Source organism: Bradyrhizobium sp. JHI2711 (genome assembly GCF_056156565.1).
In genome coordinates this window covers 40,175-58,205 of sequence record NZ_JBPZPT010000007.1, presented here as the reverse complement: position 1 = coordinate 58,205, position 18,031 = coordinate 40,175, and the positions used below count along the sequence as shown (strand labels likewise).

10 protein-coding genes are annotated in these 18,031 nt (G+C 61.6%); 9 read left to right on the top strand and 1 reads right to left on the bottom strand.

Annotated elements, in window-relative coordinates; translation table 11 throughout:
• The first annotated feature begins 656 nt into the window (after window positions 1-656).
• From ACTEK7_RS34080 to ACTEK7_RS34045, 8 genes are all read left to right on the top strand, one after another.
• A complete protein-coding gene (locus ACTEK7_RS34080) occupies window positions 657-1,040 on the top strand; it encodes a hypothetical protein (RefSeq protein ID WP_225130062.1) in 384 nt (127 codons plus the stop codon).
• A 598-nt stretch (window positions 1,041-1,638) separates the two neighbouring features.
• Window positions 1,639-3,501, top strand: coding sequence for a KAP family P-loop NTPase fold protein (locus ACTEK7_RS34075; RefSeq protein ID WP_225130064.1), 1,863 nt, complete (start codon window positions 1,639-1,641; stop codon window positions 3,499-3,501).
• 208 nt (window positions 3,502-3,709) lie between these two features.
• Window positions 3,710-4,348 carry a Qat anti-phage system associated protein QatB gene (gene qatB, locus ACTEK7_RS34070; protein ID WP_225130066.1) on the top strand — a complete coding sequence of 213 codons (639 nt, stop codon included), beginning with the start codon at window positions 3,710-3,712 and terminating at the stop codon, window positions 4,346-4,348.
• Window positions 4,345-5,619 carry a Qat anti-phage system QueC-like protein QatC gene (qatC, locus tag ACTEK7_RS34065; RefSeq protein ID WP_225130068.1) on the top strand — a complete coding sequence of 425 codons (1,275 nt, stop codon included), beginning with the start codon at window positions 4,345-4,347 and terminating at the stop codon, window positions 5,617-5,619. The genes qatB and qatC overlap by 4 nt, the downstream gene beginning before the upstream one ends.
• On the top strand, window positions 5,616-6,404 hold the full coding sequence (qatD, locus tag ACTEK7_RS34060) for a Qat anti-phage system TatD family nuclease QatD (protein ID WP_225130070.1): 789 nt from the start codon (window positions 5,616-5,618) through the stop codon (window positions 6,402-6,404). The genes qatC and qatD overlap by 4 nt, the downstream gene beginning before the upstream one ends.
• On the top strand, window positions 6,404-7,960 hold the full coding sequence (locus ACTEK7_RS34055) for a phospholipase effector Tle1 domain-containing protein (protein ID WP_225130072.1): 1,557 nt from the start codon (window positions 6,404-6,406) through the stop codon (window positions 7,958-7,960). Before qatD ends, ACTEK7_RS34055 begins: the two co-directional genes overlap by 1 nt.
• Window positions 7,961-8,019: 59 nt before the next feature.
• On the top strand, window positions 8,020-8,193 hold the full coding sequence (locus ACTEK7_RS34050; protein WP_225130074.1) for a hypothetical protein: 174 nt from the start codon (window positions 8,020-8,022) through the stop codon (window positions 8,191-8,193).
• 29 nt (window positions 8,194-8,222) lie between these two features.
• Entirely contained in the window at window positions 8,223-8,492 is a 270-nt protein-coding gene (locus tag ACTEK7_RS34045) for a T6SS phospholipase effector Tle1-like catalytic domain-containing protein (protein WP_225130076.1), read from the top strand.
• A 453-nt stretch (window positions 8,493-8,945) separates the two neighbouring features.
• Here the strand turns inward: ACTEK7_RS34045 and ACTEK7_RS34040 are convergent, their stop codons facing one another.
• Window positions 8,946-10,751: a S8 family serine peptidase gene (locus ACTEK7_RS34040; RefSeq protein ID WP_225130077.1), complete on the bottom strand. Its 1,806-nt coding sequence runs from the start codon at window positions 10,749-10,751 to the stop codon at window positions 8,946-8,948.
• Between the two features lie 156 nt (window positions 10,752-10,907).
• On the opposite strand from ACTEK7_RS34040, the gene ACTEK7_RS34035 reads away from it, so the two are divergent.
• The gene (locus ACTEK7_RS34035) at window positions 10,908-18,020 is read left to right on the top strand and encodes a methyl-accepting chemotaxis protein (protein WP_225130080.1); all 7,113 of its coding nucleotides are present in this window, start codon (window positions 10,908-10,910) and stop codon (window positions 18,018-18,020) included.
• Window positions 18,021-18,031 lie beyond the last annotated feature (11 nt).

Below are 18,031 nucleotides of genomic sequence, written 5' to 3'. Positions count from 1 at the left end.
CTGCAGGCATGCGCGTTGTCGTGTCCGCCTCGCTGCTCCGGGTGCCAACGCCGTGGCCCGGGACTGGGGCAACATGGCCGTGACCTCATCGACGCTGGGCAACAACACCAATCGGCTTTGCATCGGCGACCACGCGCGGAGCTCGTTATCGATGAGTGCCGTAACGGTTGCCAGTTCTCGAATTGAGATAAGTCCCGCCACGGTGTGATGAGCCGGATCCGCCCAAATAGCTGCCGCCATGACTGGTCGTGTGATGTCCGCCGCCGTAGCTGACGCGCCCTCCATGTCCTCCGCGTGCGTTTGCTTGTCCGATCACGCCGAGCAGCAACAGACCGGCAACTATTGCAATCAACTTCATATTTCGCCCGCCCCTTTCGAATGTGGAAGCGTATCCAAGCGCAGCCGATGCGTGCTAACAACCTTTGATACGCGCAAATATGCAGCTTTACGCCGGGAACAACTGGAGCCGAGCCGTTTTCCGGCGCGAGTAAGGCGCGCGCCTGTCCCCGAAACGTCTCGATCTCCAATGGAGCCGGTGACCTCGTCTGAATGCCCAATCCGATCGCGCAGAAATACCGCAGATGAACGACCCTCTACGCTGATTATCATCATGGCCGCCATGCTAACGCAGGCCTGCTACTTGCTCGGGGCCAACATTGTCGTCACAGGAAATTTCCACCCAGTCGACTGCTGCAGCCGATCGGGATCTAACCTTCGTAGTGATTGAGCGTCATCGCGAGCTGTCGGCGCATTACGATGCGGCCTTGTCCGTATCGGCGAAGCTCGATGGGCCCGAGTTTGATGCCGCCGACGAAATCAGCAGTCAAAGGACCCATGCTCTCGCGGAGCATGCGAATGTGCTCATCCGTTCAACGCCAACCTCGATCGCGGGCGTTATTGCTCTGACCCGTTACGTCGGCAGCCTACGAGAGTGGGAACTTCCCGATGATGATGCATGGTATCGGGTTTTCTTAGGAGGACTGGCAGACGCGATCGATGGAATTGCGATGGCGCAGCGGCTTGGGCGAGACGGCGATTAACATGGCGCTCGCTTTCATCTTCCGCGGCATACTTTTCTGGGGGGCCATTGCTGCGCTTCTCTATTTCGTGTGGAATTTGCCCTTCTGAAGCCCGACGACTAGGGGCTCGCCAGAACCAGTGTCGAGGCAATGAGGAGCGGCGGCTTTTCAACCACGGTAATCGCCCACTACAATATCAGTTTCGGTCGCCCTGCCGAAGCTGATCCGTCTTGAAAAGCTCTCAGGACGTAGTCGCGGGGGCATACTCGGCCTTTGTGCTGGGGAGAACGCTCATCAGCCGCCCCTTCACTGAGCTCGACAAGCTTGCCCTGGCAGCCAAAGGCGGCCTCAGCTGGGAGCATTGGAGCTGGAGTCAATGGATTGGCTACCACTTGGACATCCGTCTTACTTTGGGATATGTGACGATTTTCTTGTCTGCACGATATGATTCCCTCAACCTTGACGCGTAAGAAGAAGGGTCGTGGTCGCGTTTTTCGGCAACCCTGCGGTACGATGTGCTGCATTTGGCGGCTCCGCCAGGCTCTCCCTGAGGCACGTCCGCTTTTTGTGAGGCCGGATCGCAAGGTGAGAGCTGCCATGACAACGCGCGAGATTGCTGATGTGGCCCGATAACGAAACCGAACGCGACTTCCTGAACTTCTCCGGCGTGGCTGACACGGTCGCCGAGATCATCGTCCAGGCCAAGAGCAGACCAATTTCCATCGGTGTCTCGGGGGCTTGGGGTATCGGCAAGTCGTCGATGATCAAGCTCACCCGCTCCGCGGTCACGGCCCGCGAAAAGAAGAGTGGCGCGAGCAAATACGTGTTCGTCGAGTTCAACGCATGGCTATACCAAGGCTACGATGATGCACGTGCGGCTCTTATGGACGTCATCGCCGATAGGCTTGAGGAAGAGGCCAAGACCCGTGCAACCGCGCTCGACAAGGTGAAGTCGCTCGCCAAGCGGATCAAGTGGTTGCGGGCTGCCAAGCTCCTCGCCACCTCGCTTTACTTCGGAGTACCTCCTGTCGGAGCCGCCGGCGAGATTTTCGAGCTCGGCAAGAAGGTTTTGGCCGAGGGCCTTGGGAAGGACACCGCCGCCGACGCCAAAAAAGCTGCAGCGGATGTGGCAAAAGAGGGTAGCGAGCTCCTGAAGCCGCAGGACGAAACGTCTCCACCGAAGGAAATTCAGGCGCTACGCGATGCCTTCGAACAAACGCTGGAGGAGCTCGGGATCACGCTAGTTGTGTTGATCGACGATCTTGATCGCTGTCTGCCCGAAACGACGATTTCGACGCTGGAGGCGATCCGCCTCTTCCTGTTCCTCAAAAACACCGCCTTCGTCATCGCGGCCGACAACGACATGATCAAGCACGCGGTGAAGAAGCATTTTGTCGGCGTCAACGACGACCTCCTAATCACCAACTATTTCGACAAGCTCATCCAGGTTCCGATCAGGGTGCCGCAGCTCGGCACCCAGGAGGTCCGCGCTTACATGATGCTCCTGTTTGTCGACAACAGCGAGCTCTCTGACGACCATAAGGAGAAGGTCCGGGTTGCTGTGATTGGGCAGCTCAGGCGGACTTGGCAGGGGAAAAAGGTCGATCGAGCCTTCCTTCAGAGTCTCGGAATTGCGTTCCCGGAATCTCTCGTCGGTCAGTTCGACACGGCCGAACGACTCGCTTCGCTGATGACGACCGCCTCCGGCATTCTCGGTAATCCGCGACTGATCAAGCGGTTCCTGAACGCTCTCTCGATCCGCTTGACGATCTCGAAAGCGCAGGGCGTCGGCGTTGATGAGGCCGTGCTGGCCAAACTGCTTTTGTTCGAGCGTATCGGCGACACTGCTGCTTACGCCGAGCTGGTCAAAAACGTCAGCATCGATACCGAGGGCAAGCCCACCTTTCTCAAGGAATGGGAAGAAGGCGCGGTTGCCGGCCGCGATCTGGATTTGAAGGCGCCGTGGACGGGCGAGTTCGTGAAAGAATGGTTGGCGCTCTCGCCGCCCCTGCACGATACCGATCTTCGTGGTGCACTCTACGTCAGCCGCGAATATGCACCGTTGATTACGCCCGAGGATCGCTTGTCGTCCGACGCGGCGGAGCTGCTCGCCGCATTGCTCGAACATCCGGAAATGGCGACCACTCTCAAGGATGGGCTCGCGCGGGTCGCACGCATCGAAACCACGGTGATGATGGACCGCTTGCTTGAACGCGCTAGAAAAGAGCAGGAATGGGGAGCACCGCCGATATTGAACGCATGTATTGCCTTGGTTGAAGCGGATCCAGTCCAGGGTTCAAGGCTGGCGGCGTTCTTGGCTGATCGCCCTGCCCAGCAAATTCAGCCAAGCATCGTTCCCAAGATTGCCGATCGCGCGTGGTCAGCGACAATTCTCGATGCATGGAGTTCGTCGCCCGCGATCTCGAGGACGGTTAAGAACGCGATCAAGAAGACGAGGGACAATGGGAACGTCGCAGTCTAGCGATGGGCCCGGTCCGGGCGTACCGATGGTACCGCCCTGGACGCCCGCCGCGCCACAGGATCCGGTACCACCTCTCGCTCCACCGCCTCCTTCCGACGACCCCGACGCGCCGCCGGCGGAAGGTACTTCGTCGCCCCCGCCGTTAGCTCCGCCGGCTGTCCTCACGCCGCCGCGACTTGCGCCCGAAAAGCGCTTCGGTGGCGTCCGCATGAGCCTTGGCAATTTTGCGCGATCCGGAGACGATCGCGATCTAAGGCGGGGACTTGGGCACTACGTCCGTAGCGGCTACGGCGGCTCCAATGTTACGACCAGTCGATTCGGTGGCACGGCGCAGACGGCAGGAGCGCTCAGCCATGCGCTGTACTCAACCGCCAACGGCGCCGCGGATGCGCCGGTCGACGCGACCGCTCTGGCCGGGCGTTCCGCCGAGGACATCGCGACCGCAATCATAGAAGCGGTCAGGCCCGTCGACGGAACACAGGACGCGGAAGCCGAACGGGCGGCGATACACGACGCCATGTCCGACCTGCTTGCCCAATATCCGGACGCCGACCTGCTCAATCTGTCGAACATCGAGCGCGACTTCGTCATCGAAAGGTTCTCTGCAATAGATGTAGCGCGCCGCTTCGAACTCGATGTCGGCAAGCATTTGCTCGAGAAGGCGGCGACCGCCACAGTCGCGATGGCGCGGTTGAAGCAAATGCGTACTTATATCGTCGAGGCCGTTGCCGCATCCTTTCGCAAGCTGAAGGACCACGGACGGACGCTGACCGCCGGACGAGTCGCCCGCATTGTTCAGGACGCGCTTCGAGATACGTTCGAAGTCTTCGAAGGGTACGAAGAATGAAGCTGCTGTGCGCACCGGCCGACGTCGGCCGGCTGAACGAACAAGGAGCTCTTAGGGTCATTCTCTTCGGCCAGGCCGGCGCTGACGACCGTGGCAGCGCCGGTGCCGCTGTTCGTAACGAGATCCGGAGGGAGCGGCTTGCCCCGGCTCGGAGAGCCTGGGATCTGCTATCGATCGCCATGTCGATCATGGCGGCAGACGCCGCCGGCTTGCGGACCGAAAGTCCGGATGGGTGGACTCGCGAGTTCGAGTTGGAGATTGCAGTCGCCGAGCCCGCGTTCTGGAATGGACTGGCCGGCCTGCTTGCGGACGCGTTGGCCTTTCTAACGACGGACCGCTGGCAATTTCACTTCATCGCCGGCGGTCGCACACCGGTTCCGCCCGAACGGATCGTTAGGCCCCCGGAAAACGCCGTCGTGCTTCTTTCGGGCGGTCTCGACAGCCTGAGCGGTGCGATCGATCTTGGCGCCGATGGGGATCGGCTTGTCGCGATCAGCAAGATAGTCCGCGGAGACGCGGAAAAGCAGCTTCACTTCGCGTCCTTGATCGGTGGCGGATTGAAACATTTTCAGTTGAATGACAACGCGGTGGTGCCGGGGGTCGAGGATACGTCGCAGAGGGCCCGATCGATCATATTTCTGGCCTTCGGCGTCCTGGTCGCCACCGCCCTGAAGCCATATCGACCCGGCGGCGACCTGCCGCTCTACATTTGCGAGAATGGCTTCATCGCCGTTAACCCGCCGCTGACGGGAAGCCGCATCGGCAGCTTGAGCACGCGTACCGCCCACCCCTACTTTCTGGCGCAATTTCAAAGCATCTTGAACGCAGCAAACCTTGGTGTGAGAATCCGCACTCCCTACGCCGCCAAAACCAAGGGGGAGATGCTGAAGGAATGCGAAGATCAGCCGCTGCTGCGCAGGCTGGCGGCGAGCTCGACGAGTTGCGGACGATTTCAGCGCTACAACTACCATCATTGCGGCCGCTGCGTCCCATGCCAGGTGCGGCGAGCGGCGTTCCTGGCATGGGGGCGCGCCGATTCGACCGAATACGTGTTTGAAGAACTGGGACGAGACGACCCGGATCACGCCGGGTTCGATGACGTGCGATCGGTCGGAATGGCGCTGGCCGCCGCGAAAGATGGTGGTTTCGACGCTTGGCTGGGAAGCGCCCTTTCATGGCGCGGCCTTGACGAGCGCGAGGCGCTCAAGGATATGCTACGACGAGGACTGGCAGAGCTCGGGGCCCTGCATGCGAAACACGGTGTCAAGTGATCGATTTCCACGCTCATCTCGATCTCTATCCGGATGCGGTCGCAACTACAAAGGAATGCATCGATCGCAGACTTTTTGTCCTGTCCGTGACGACGACCCCATCGGCCTGGTCGGGCACGGCTGCCCTCGCGAAAGACGCAGCGCGCATCCGCACCGCACTCGGCTTGCATCCGCAGCTCGCAAACGACCGTCAGGGAGAATTGGCACTATTCGAGGACCTTCTTCCTAGGTCGAGGTACGTCGGCGAGATCGGCTTGGATGGAGGTCCTGAACTCAAAAGCACCTGGACGGTCCAGCATCGCGTGTTCACGCAGATCCTGCGCATGTGCGATGCCGCTGGCGGGCGCATTCTGACAATCCACAGCCGACGTGCGGCCACACCCGTGTTGGAGGCGCTCGCCTCCAACGCCAATGCCGGCGTGGCCGTGCTGCACTGGTTCTCGGGGTCCAAGAACGAGCTTGCGCGCGCCATCGACCAGGGATGCTGGTTCAGCGTGGGACCGGCGATGCTGGCGAGCGAGAAAGGTCGCGCGATAACGGCGGCGATGCCACCGAGCCAGGTGCTCACGGAAACGGATGGACCCTTCGCACAAGTCGACGGTCGTCCACTGTCGCCCTGGGATGCGGCAATGGCGGAGGGAACGCTCGCCGCTATCTGGGGCGTCAGCGAGGACGACGTTCGGGATCGATTGATGGAGAACCTAAGACGCCTGACCAGCGCGGCCCCACCGGTTGAGCCGGATGCCACCCGCGCGGCACCAGGGAGTAGAGTGGGGAGGATATAGTGGGCAAGAACGTCGTCGTATTTTCGGATGGTACCGGTCAGGACGGGGGTGCTCGTCCAGAGCAGCGCATCAGCAACATCTACAAGATGTACCGGATCTCGCGCGACCACGCCGACACAGCCATCGATCCGTCGAAACAAGTGGTGTTCTACGATGCTGGGCTGGGCACCGATATCGGCGCCACCGCCCTCACTGCTCCTGTCCGCTTCGTCCAGAAACTGCTCGGCTCTGTGACGGGCGCTGGCATCAAGCGCAACATCGCCGACTGCTACGAATTCATCATCAATCACTACGAAGAGGGCGACCGGATCTTTCTATTCGGCTTCAGCCGTGGCGCCTACACGGTACGTAGTTTGGCAAACTTGCTGATGCTGTGCGGAGTGCCCACCGAGACCCCTGGTGGTCCGCTCATGCGGCACCGCAAGGCCGCCAAGGACATCGCCTGGGAGGCCGTCGATACCGTGCTGGAGCACGGCGCGGGCCATCCAAGAGCTGAATTTGAGTACGAGCGGCTCGAACTGGCGCGACGGTTTCAGCTCAAGTACCGGTCCGGCGATGGCACTGATTCCAACGTGGCTCCATACTTCATCGGTGTGTTCGACACCGTCGCCGCCTTGGGGGCCAGTGGCATGCGCTACCTGGTTATTCAGGCCGGCCTCGCGGCCGGCGTCTCCGCCGTCGCCTTCGCTGCCGGCTTCCTTCCGTCCATGCTGTTCGCTGTGCTGTACAGCGCCTTGTTCGGCACGAACTTCATGCTGGTCGGCTTTGTTGCGCAAGTCGCCATTGTTGGCGCAGCCCTTGGCGCGTTCTGGTACTGGCAAACCAAGGCCGATACCAAGACGATCAGCGATTATCCAAAGCCTGGGGAGTTCCGATCCCACAAGGCCGTATGGAAGGGAGAAAACTTCGATCGTCTGCTGAGCAAACACGTCGCTTTCGCTCGCTCGGCGAACGCGATCGACGAAACCCGGAAGGACTTCGACCGCGTCGCATGGGGCGGAGGCGATGAAGGCTCTCCCCACTTTCCGGGGCATGAGCGGCTCCGCCAATGGTGGTTCGCCGGTAACCATTCGGACGTCGGGGGCTCCTATCCGGAGCCGGAATCTCGGCTATCTGACGTCGCGCTCGAATGGATGTGCCACGAGGCCGTTTCGGTTCCGAACGGACTCCTGACCGGGCCCATTTTCGTGGGTGGCGTCAAGATGCCGAACACCGGCGACTTTGGCCCCGCATTGAACGTCTACCCTGCGGCCGACGGCGTGCAGCATTGCGAGGTCGCCGGCATGCGCGACACGATTGACGGCTACGCCGCCAAACTTCCGAAATGGTCGTGGCTGCAGAAGTACGTCGCACGCCAAAACTGGGAGACCAAGATCCGCAATATCGACCCGGCGGCCAAGGTCCATCCCACCGTCGGGGCGCGCTTCGACCTGCCCAGCGTCCTTCAATGCACGCGGGTCGGCGCCTATCGTCCCGATGCACTCGCAAACCACAACGCCTTCAAGCAGTACTATCACCAGGTCGGAACTGCGGCGAACTCAACGCCACCCAGCTGAAATCCCGCGCGAACCCCTTGAACCAATCGCTGGTGGGCCTATCGGATAAGGACCGCACAATGCCGATCGAGGGCGGTCTGAGCATTCTCGACGACAACCACCGGGTCTATTCCCTCACCTTCATGCAAAGCGTTCCGGAGGCGGAGTTGAACAAGCACGGGATCGAACGCCCCAAAGTGATTCAGGACGTCTGGGTTGCGACGCATCGGGACGGCGAGACATTAGATAGCTAGCCGGAGCGGCGAGTTGCACCCGGCGTTTGATGGCCAGGACTTTGGCGAGAGGACCACATCGTAATCCGGCTCGCCAACATCACCAAACTGAACTCGCGATCTACGCCAAGCATGCGATTTCGATCGACGAGAACCGTGCGGATTTCAGAAGTTTCCCGTGGTCCCCGACGGCGGAAAAAGCGGGCGAACGCGACGTCCACGGCAACCTGTATTTCGAGCAGGTATGTTTCCCGGGCGTGCACGCCGATATCGGCGGCGGCTATTTGGAAAACGAAGCCGCGTGTCGGATGTGGCCCTGAACTGGATGGTTGCCGGCGCATCGCTTATCCCGGACGGGCTCAAGCATGACAAAAGCGTCCTGCAGCTTTCGCCGGACCCGGCCGGCCCCCAGCCCAACAACCAGGCCGGTGGATTGCTCAAGGCCGGCATGCGTCGCCTCCCCGTGGATCCGAACACGGGCGAGTCCACCGCCAATGCACACCCGTCAATGCACGCTTGGCGGCAGGGTCGGTCCTGCTGTACGACTGGACGGGAAACTATCGCCCGACAACATGAGCGTACACGTCGACTTCAAGCATTACTTCGATCAGATCAGGCCGCACCGCCGAGACTTGGTCGCTGACGATATCGAGCTCAAATGGGAGAAGGCCAACTATGGCGGTCGTCTATAGCTTTTTGGCTGTGTTCGGCGCCGCACGCTCGAGCGTGCCGCAAGGTCGAATTCGCTCCGTCGCGCCAAATTCGTGTTGCGATCAACTTCCTACCGGTGCTTTCGCTGCGGTCACGGAATTCAGCGCATTGACGCGTCCGCGCCCCCAAATGTTCGGCAATGGCGCAGGCGGGGCGTCGGCGTGGTCACCGAGCAGCTTGGCGACCTGATCTTGCTTGAGCGTGGGCTTCACCTGCAGCATCGCCGCAACCACGCCGGCAACATGCGGAGCCGCCATACTGGTACCCTGCTTGGCCGTAAATGGCTTGCCAGCAACATCGAACTCCGGGTGCGGCTCGGCGTTGATGGCCTTCGCCGAAATGATCAACTGACCGGGCGCGCACAGGGTGGGAAATTGACGGTCGTCCAACGTCGGTCCCTGGCTCGAGAACGCCGCGGGCTTGTGCAGATCTGCGGACGGTCTCGTAACGTATGCTCCAACCGAGATGGCCTTGAGCGCGGTCGCCGGAATCGTACCGGTACTCGCGGCGCTCGTTTGCGACGAGGTGAACGCGGTTGCCGGAGTCCCCTTGCGTCCTTTCGGGGCACGCAGATAACCATGATAAACGCCAGCGTCGGCACCGGTCCCCACGGTGACACCCGACAAGGTAATCGACCATGTCCCAGGAGCAATCCGCAGACCGTCCCGACGAATGGCGATGCTGATCCGGTTCTTGTTGTGGGCAGGAACGGCAATGGCGGATGCGAGACTAACGGTCGAGCGGCCGAGCGTGCGCCGCACCGAGCCCCCGCCGGCCGCGAGCGACATTGAAACGCCCGAAGGATCGGTGAGAACGACATCGAACCTTTCCGCAGTCGACTTCAGACCGTACCAGATTTCGATGTCCAGCTCCTTGGCCATCTGCCTGTCATAGATGCGGAAAGTGATCCGATCCGTGGCGCCGCGCGCGATCCTGCCCCGAACGTGCTTGTTCTTGTTTCCATCGTTGCCGGCCGAGATGACGATGGCGCGCCCCTCGGCCCCGAGCGCAGCATCAATCGCCCTTTCATCCAGGCTACGACCGTCGCGCGCGCCCAGCGGTTGGCCCAAACTGAGATTGATAACGGAGGGACAATTGCGCGCTCTCGCTCGTTCCTGGATGTATTCGATCCCCTGCCGTATCAGCGCAAAGTTGAACTTGGTGGCGACAACGATCAGATCCGCGGCCGGAGCCATTCCGACGAAAGCTGCCGCCGGGCTGCCGGGCGAAACGGCGCCGTTGCCAGCGGCAATTCCCATGACATGGCTTCCGTGTGGATCGTCGGGCACGTCCTTGGTGCGCAGCCGCCGTCCACCCGTTCTCAACGCGTCATTTATGGCGGTTTCGGTGAATTCCACGCCACTGCGAGCCGTACCGTCAACGTTGTTTCCGGGGGAACCTTCCGAGGGAAAGCGGGGCGGACGACCCGGTCGTGCCGGCACGGGTTCGAGGCGCTGGTCCCAGATCGAAAGGATTCGGGTCTTGCCATCGGGTTTGCGAAAGCTCGCATGCGTGTAATCGATGCCAGTGTCGACGATGCCGATGATCACCCCCTTCCCCACTTCGCTTCCGATCACGGGCTGCAGCACGTCGGCCTTGATGTCGGATCGGCTAACGTCGAATGGCGAGTATAGCGTGCGCGCGAGCTCTATGTATTCGATGCCCAGGCGGTGGACCTCGGGCAGGCTCGACAGGGGCATCTCGGCAGAGATGATGCCGCCGGCCGTCGCGTGCAGCCGCATTCCCAAGGCCACAAGTTCATCAAGATCGCCATGCCATTCGAACGTGACCGGCACCCGTGTCGTCGCCCGCTCGTGTGCGGGCGTGTCGTCGTACATCCATTGCAGATGCGGATCGATGATCGTCATGTCGCTTCTCGCAATCGGTGGAGGGTAAGACACGTTCGATATTGACCGATCAAGCGTTCTACGGCAAGTTGCAAGAGGGTCACGGACCATTTCGTCCGACCGCATTTCTAGACTTCCTATTTTCGGGCACGACGTTTTTGCTTAGGGGATTGGACCATGGCGGGCGTCGCTGGGCCGGCTAGAATTTCCTTTATCGCCATTCGCGCGATGGAAGACAGGTCGGATGGCCCGCTTGAGGCCGTCGTCATCGGCACCAACGATCTGGACGGAACCGACTGGCGCTACGTTTGCTACGATCTTGCGGTCTTCAAAAACCTTCTCAGGGATCGTGACAACCCGTTCGCCCCGAAGAACCCGCTCTACGCGGCGAATGCCCGTTATCACGACGGCAGCGACGCGAACGACGCGCATCTAGGTCACGTCGCCGTCGATGACGATCAAGACCCAACCCCGCCAACATCTGCGATCGAACTTCGCGGCATCGCTCTGTTCACGGCATATCGCGCGCCGACCAACTATGCGGCGGAGAAGGATCCGGTCAAGCGGCAGCAGAAAGCCTGGGACGTCTTCGACGAAGGTCCGCTCGCCCGCTTCGATACGATCGCCCTGGCCCGCACGCTGGCCGACAATCCGGCGCCGCGATGGCAGGTTTCGAAGCTCGTCATTACGCCGGCGACCGGAAAACCCGGCAGCTTCAAAGCGCTCGCGATCAGGCTTCAAGTTCGCCTCGCGTTGAACGGCCACTGGATCAGGCCGAAAGTCGCCACCTCAGGCGACCGCTATGACAGCCGCTTTCACGTGGGCCTCGATTTGGTCCAGGCGACAACGACACAATCCTTGTGGAAAATCGCCGCCGCGCCGAGAGGCGCGCTTTGCCGGCTTATCCAGATCGCGCTCACGATCGGGCCATGGGATCGTGGAGAACCCGCGCTCAGCATCATTCCACTACGCTATGCAAATAGCGATTTCATCGACGCGATCGTCAAACCCGATGACGGCAATCTCTCCACCGATCAGGTCGACGTAATACCCCTGTTCGTCGATCAGGGCATTCCCAGTCAACCGCCCAACCGTCCGCGCCGCGAATTCGGGCTTCGTGCGGTCGAGCACCAATTCAACAAGGACACGGGCTCCCATGACATCATCCGTGTCGCTTTGCGCTTCGAGCTAACCCTTTGGAACTATAGCGGCAAGATCGGCAGTATCCTCAAGCGGTTCTTTTCCAAACCCGAGCTCCTGCCGGTCAAAGGCCGGGTCCGCTTCTCCCAAGAGCAACGCGTCGGTGACATCGGCGCCCGCGGCCTCAAGCCGTTCTTACCGGTGCAATGGATCGTCGCCGCCCGCCTCGATCCGCTCAACGTCGACCCTAAAGCGGACCCAAAGCTTCAGCGACCCGATCAGATAACCGATTTCGTCATCGACGCGTTCGATGTCGTCATCGACGATGAGCATGACAGTCTGCGTAAGGTCCGTGACGGGACGCCACTAAGCGTCATGCCCGCGCTGGCCAAACGCAAGTCGGAACGCGGAATGCCGTGGCACGCAGTCGGGTTGCTGCGCGAGAATTCCGCCTGGCGCCGTGTCATCGTGCCGACCACCGGCACCGTCAAGGATGCGGCCGATAAGCGGCGTCAAACGGCTTTCCTGTCCTTCGAGCCGCGGTTCATCCCCGATATGTGGCAGGGGGTCACCGCATTCGAGCTCGTCGAGAAAGGCAAGTCGGACGAGGATCCGCGCTTCGCCTCGCCCTGTACGGCGACGTTCGCTCGTATGATCGCAACGGAGGGCACGGCGCCGGTCTGCAAGGCGCGCATCTCCGCGCCGTTCGTCGCCGCGAGCACCGATGTCCAACCCGGCGCGTGCACGGACGGACCGGCATGGCAGCCCGCTATCACGCAGACCGACGATCTCGGCACGGTGCCGACGATCAAGTTTGGCTTCTCGCTCGAAAGCACCGATGGCTCCGAGATAGCGCTCGGCGCGCTGGGCTTCTCGCTTCTGAAAGCCCCGGACCTCACGATGGTCACCAAGGCCGATCTGACCGGGCTTCTTGCCCGATCCGGTGGTGACGAGCTGCCAGATGCGCAATTGCAGGCGGTCGTTAAATTCCCGATCGAGTGCGTTAAGCCAATCGGCCAGGACGACCTGCCTCCTCAGATCCGCAGGCAGTTGCTCGGTCGCCCGACGCCCATTTCGGATGACCCTGACGAGCCGCTCCTGCTCGAACTGGACTACCGCAGCGGCTCCGAGCAACCCGATGACGAAAAGCTCATTCAGGCCTTGGTCGCCACGGAATCACTCGCGCCCGGTGAAAATCAGTCGGTCTCCCTTTCGCTGCGCGCGATCAGATCGACGACGACGACCAGCGCAGCTCCAAAGCGGCTCGCCTTGGTGATCGACCCGACCCCGTTCCGGGTCGCCGCCGTGGAGTATGTCGAGCCTGCTCGGGCCGCCACCGATCAGAGCAACGAAGTCGCGATATGGAGCGACGAAGGTGACGTGTCCTGGCGCGTGCTTGATCCTTCCGAGGCGGTACGGATGGTACTGCCGCCTCAGGTCATCGGCGAGGCGATGGAGAAGAACGCAACCGCAATCGCCGGCGCACCGAAAGATGTCGAACCAGGCCGCCCGGCGGCCGCGCGGTTTGGTGCGCACGGACGCCTCGAGGTCGACCCCACCTTTGCGGACACCAACTTCCGCGAGCCAGGCTGGAACCTCCGTCGTAACATGGGCTATCCGACCATGCGGACGCCGGGCTCCCGCTTGAAGGAGCTTCGGCTCGAGCTGCTCTACGGTTTGACGACCCGGATCAGCACCACCGACAAGAGCACCGACGCCTTCGTCACCGAGATCGGCGCAACGATCGGAGCGCCTGTATCTCCCGTGTCCGATACGGCGAGCGCGTCTCGCGCGACACTGAAGAGCCATCTTCAACTCGCGAGCCTCGTGTTGCGGGCCCAGCGCAGGCGACTTGCCGTCGACAAGCTCTGGAGCGGTCGCCCCGATGCCGAGCTGAAGATCGAGGACGGCGTAAGTTTCAGGCTACGCACCGGAGGATCGGACCCGGCACATGGACCCGCGACCCCTCTTCGCTGGCCTGTACAAGGCGAAATCCCGGCAGATACCGGTGGTCTGATCGAATCCAAGAAGCTCGCGCAGACGTTTTCGACCAGCCAGGACGACCGGGAGAGTTTTCCCGGCGGGGTCGCCTGGGCTTTCGAGAGCGCCAATATCCTGATGAAGGTCTACAGCCGACCGGACGCGGACGGGGGTTCGACGAAAGGCGTCCACCTCTCCGCGCACGGCGGCTATGGCGGCCAGCGGGCGCTGTTCGACGAGAAGAAGACCGTTGTCGAGACCGAGACCGGCCAGGGCCGCGTCCACCGTTACAAGCTCGAGCGCATCGGACGCATCGGCGGCCTCTGGAATCGAGCCAAACACGTCATCATCTATGAGCGGTCCGTCGTACCTTCCGCGCAATTCTTCAATTTCGACCCGATCGGCCTGTTGCAGGACGAACACGCCGGACGCCCGATCCTTCGCAAGGTCGAGGAGTACGTCGAGCTGCTGCAGCCGGTGCGCCGCTATCCCGAGGACGGCAAATCGATCGCGGCCGCCGGATTTCTCGTGGGCGTGGAGTTCAAGTCGGGCAAAATCCGTGTCGATAGCCGCTGGGGCGGCGATGTGCGCCGCGAAGGCTGGCAAGTGCCTCTGTGGAACAAGGCCTTCGCGAGCCTCCCGCCGGTGTTGGCCCCCACCAGGCTAGGCGATCGCCCGATCAATCCGGACGATCCCTCGCTGATCTATCCAAAGCCGCAGATTCGTTTCCTGCTGGCGGGAGAAGGCGGCGGCGAAATTTCCGTCGAGGTCGACGAGCCGGAAAAGCTCGTCTTCTACACTTCCGTGGTCGACGGCGAAAGCGGCGACGACACCGATGCATGGCGATCGGTGCGCGATATCGATTTCATCGATCTACCGCCGCCGGCCGCGGGCCGCATGAAGCCCAACAGCGCCAATCTCACCGACGCCATGATGCCGTCAGAGCCGGCGCACGCACCTGGTTTCGAGCGGATGACCATCGGCCTGGTCCGTGCGAAGGAGCCGGCTGTCCTCACCCACGGCCGGGCTCCGAGCGGCCCCGGCACGATACTCAAGAACATAACAATCGCCCGCGCCGCACCACGGGCCGCCGTCGGCGCCCCAAGCCCACTGACGACTTTCGGGCAGTCACTGACGCAACACAGTTCCGACCTGCGGGCGGCCATCGATGCCAAAGTCGGCCAAGCGCTCGGCGTCCTCGAGAAACTGGACCCCGAGAAGCCTCTCACCGCTGTCAAAAACGACGCCGTCGCAGCCATCGGCGCCGCACTCAGCCATCCGAGTTTCGTCGGCGATCTCAGGGCCGCGACTTCCGATGTCAAGAACTCGCTCAAGTCAATCGATCTGAGCAAGATCGACCCAAAATCGCCCTGCGCCTCGCTCGCAGACCGCCTGAACGATGCTGCCCAAGGACAGGTCGAACGTCTGCGTAAGATCGCCGGCGAGGCGATCGATTCCACACTTGATGGGGGCCTGAGGCCGATCCGCAACATCGCTGGCATCGTTCGCGACGTGAGCGTGTTCCTCGACAGCGAGGATGCATGGCTATCGCCGGATGAACGCGCCGACCTGATCGACAAGCTGTCAGGACTGCAGAACCGGATCGCCACCATCGCGGACGAAAGGAGAGCGGACATCGAGCTGCTGTCAAAGCGGGTGACGGCGGATCTCGAGGCCATTAAGGCAGTAGCCGGCGCCTCACTCGGTGAAGCGCAAGACGTGGCAATTCCGGCCGCACTCGGCAAGATCCACGATACGTTCAAGACGCTGAAGGACGACGTCGGCGCGGCAACGGTGGTCAACGATTTGATCGCGGCGTCCGCACGCGCGACGCTTGACGAGCTTCGCAAGCAAGCGCAGCAAATCGACACTGAACTTTCGCATATCGACGATACGGCAGCGCTCATGGCAGCGCGCCGCATCCTGCCGGCCATCCACGACACGTTGGGGCAGGCAATCACGCTCGCCGACGGTCTTACTCACGTCGGTGCTGCGATCAGTGACGACGTGAGGACGGCTCTCGCCTCCTACGAGGCGTCGCTCAAGCAGTTTGAGGACGCATTGAAAGCCCGTCTCGGCACCGCCGGCGGATCACTCCAAGCGCTCGCCACCAAACTCGATCAAATCATCGCCGAGGCGCAGAATGCCGCGCGCGGCCTCGTCGTGTTTCTCGAAGACACGATCGACGCGGGCCTTGCCGAGGCAACCAGCATCTTCGATCGGATAGCCGATGCGATCATTGCCCTCTCGGCTCCCGAAGATCCCGACGACGATGCCGATTCCACCGGCGCTATCCATCGGGCGCTGACGGCGATAGCTGACACCAGCGGGTTGATCGAGAAGGCCGTGGTTGCGCAGGGCGAAATTGTCGCAACCGTTCTACGGAAGACACTCGACGCGCTCGCTGCCGGCATCACCGCCGCGATCGTTGACGTGGGGAAGGAACTCAAGGATGCCTGCGCGGTATTCGACAATTTTATAGGAGAGATACGGAAGGACGCGCAGAAGGTCGCCGATTGGCTGCAGAACGCCCTCGACGTGGACGGTTACAAGAAACGGTTGGACGATGCGGTAAAGCAAGCCATCAACGATGCCCAGGGGTCCATCGAAGACCTGAAGCGGCGTGCCGCGGAAGAAGCCGAACGCGTCACGCGCGAGGTCGAAAATCGTGCACGACAGATTTCCGGCGCGGTCCAGGAGACTTTGCGCGATGCGCTGGGAACAGATCCAGTAAAATTAGCCGATCAGGCCAATCGGCTCTATCAGGAAGGCAGCGATACCTTACGGCTCCTTCGTGCCGTCGGCGACCCTCCACAAACGGATCGGCTCGGCTTCAATCGACCAGAAGTCGCCTACGTGCTCGCCGAGGCCAACAAGGTCGTCGACATGACCCCGGCGATTGCGCTGGTCAACCGGGTTTCGGATACGCTTGCGGCGGCCGATAAGGCCGGCAAGGCGGTCGGTGACATGCTTCAGTCGTTCGGCGTGCGGCTGCCCTCGAGCGGCGTTGCCGAGCAGTTCATTCCCGACAAACTGAAGCAATTGTCCGTCGCGGATCTCATACCGAATATGGGCGGTATCGATTTCCGCGGCCTGCTTCAAAGATTTGCCTTCCCGGATCTTGACGACTCCAAGGCCATCAAGGTTCAGCACGGTTTCGACAACGTCCAGATGCGCGCCTGGCTTCAGACCGACATCGACGTCCCCTTCACCGAGCCCGCGCCCCTCCTGTCGTTCGGCCCCGTTGAGATCGTCGTCGACGAAGCCAAGTTCAATGCCAAGGCGCGGATGTCAGTGGGCCGCGACGGGACCCAAAAGACATTCAATGGCCGCATCTTCGGCGACTGGAGAGTCGTGACCGGCGGACAGGACATCCTCACCTTCCGTCAGACTGGCTTGTATTTCGACGACTCCGGCAAGATCGATTTCAAGATCGACCCGGAACGGGTAGAACTCGCCGACGCGCTCGCGTTCCTGACTGATTTTCTCGCCGCTTCCGGCGAGGGGGACGGGCTGGTCATTGAACCGCTGATGCGCGGCGGAGTGCCCGCCGGCATCGCCGCCACGCTCGACATCGACCTGCCGGACCTGCAGCTCGGCGTGTTCGGAATCTCGAACCTTTCGTTGCACATTCTGTTCGGCATCGCCGCGGTTCCTCAGTTCGAGTTGATGTGCGAACTGTCGGTCGCCACCAAGACAATGCCATTCACGCTGAGCGTCTGGATCCTGAACGGCGGCGGATTCCTGACGCAGCGGCTATCGTTCCTCCCGGTCGCCAAACCTCACCCGATCCTGACCTATTCGCTCGAGGTAGGTATCGTCGCCGGCGTTGGACTAGGCTTCAACTTTGGCGTCGTCTCGGGTGGCGTCTGGCTTCAGGTCGGCTGCTCAATAACGATGACGTGGTCGACCGGCGCCGGTGGCAACACCACTGCAATTTCAGTCTTCATACTCGCGCGCGGCAACGTCGACGTCGCAGGCCTGATCACGGCGGCCATTTCGTTGTTGCTGGAGGTCACCTACGACGGCGCGCTGATGATCGGGTCCGGAACGCTCCGGCTCAGTTTCAAGATCAGCGTCTTCTACACGCTGCGTGTCTCCCAGCACGTCGAATATCAATTCGCCGGCGAGAAGAAGCAGTCTGAAGGCTATTCCGATTCTTACGCTTGATTTTGTCGTAC

Excerpts from the sequence above, each read along its gene's own strand:
- ACTEK7_RS34075 (WP_225130064.1), top strand. The coding sequence starts at position 1,639 with ATGTGGCCCGATAACGAAACCGAACGCGACTTCCTGAACTTCTCCGGC.
- qatB (WP_225130066.1), top strand. The coding sequence starts at position 3,710 with ATGAGCCTTGGCAATTTTGCGCGATCCGGAGACGATCGCGATCTAAGG.
- qatC (WP_225130068.1), top strand. The coding sequence starts at position 4,345 with ATGAAGCTGCTGTGCGCACCGGCCGACGTCGGCCGGCTGAACGAACAA.
- ACTEK7_RS34050 (WP_225130074.1), top strand. The coding sequence starts at position 8,020 with ATGCCGATCGAGGGCGGTCTGAGCATTCTCGACGACAACCACCGGGTC.
- ACTEK7_RS34045 (WP_225130076.1), top strand. The coding sequence starts at position 8,223 with ATGGCCAGGACTTTGGCGAGAGGACCACATCGTAATCCGGCTCGCCAA.
- ACTEK7_RS34040 (WP_225130077.1), bottom strand. The coding sequence starts at position 10,751 with ATGACGATCATCGATCCGCATCTGCAATGGATGTACGACGACACGCCC.
- ACTEK7_RS34035 (WP_225130080.1), top strand. The coding sequence starts at position 10,908 with ATGGCGGGCGTCGCTGGGCCGGCTAGAATTTCCTTTATCGCCATTCGC.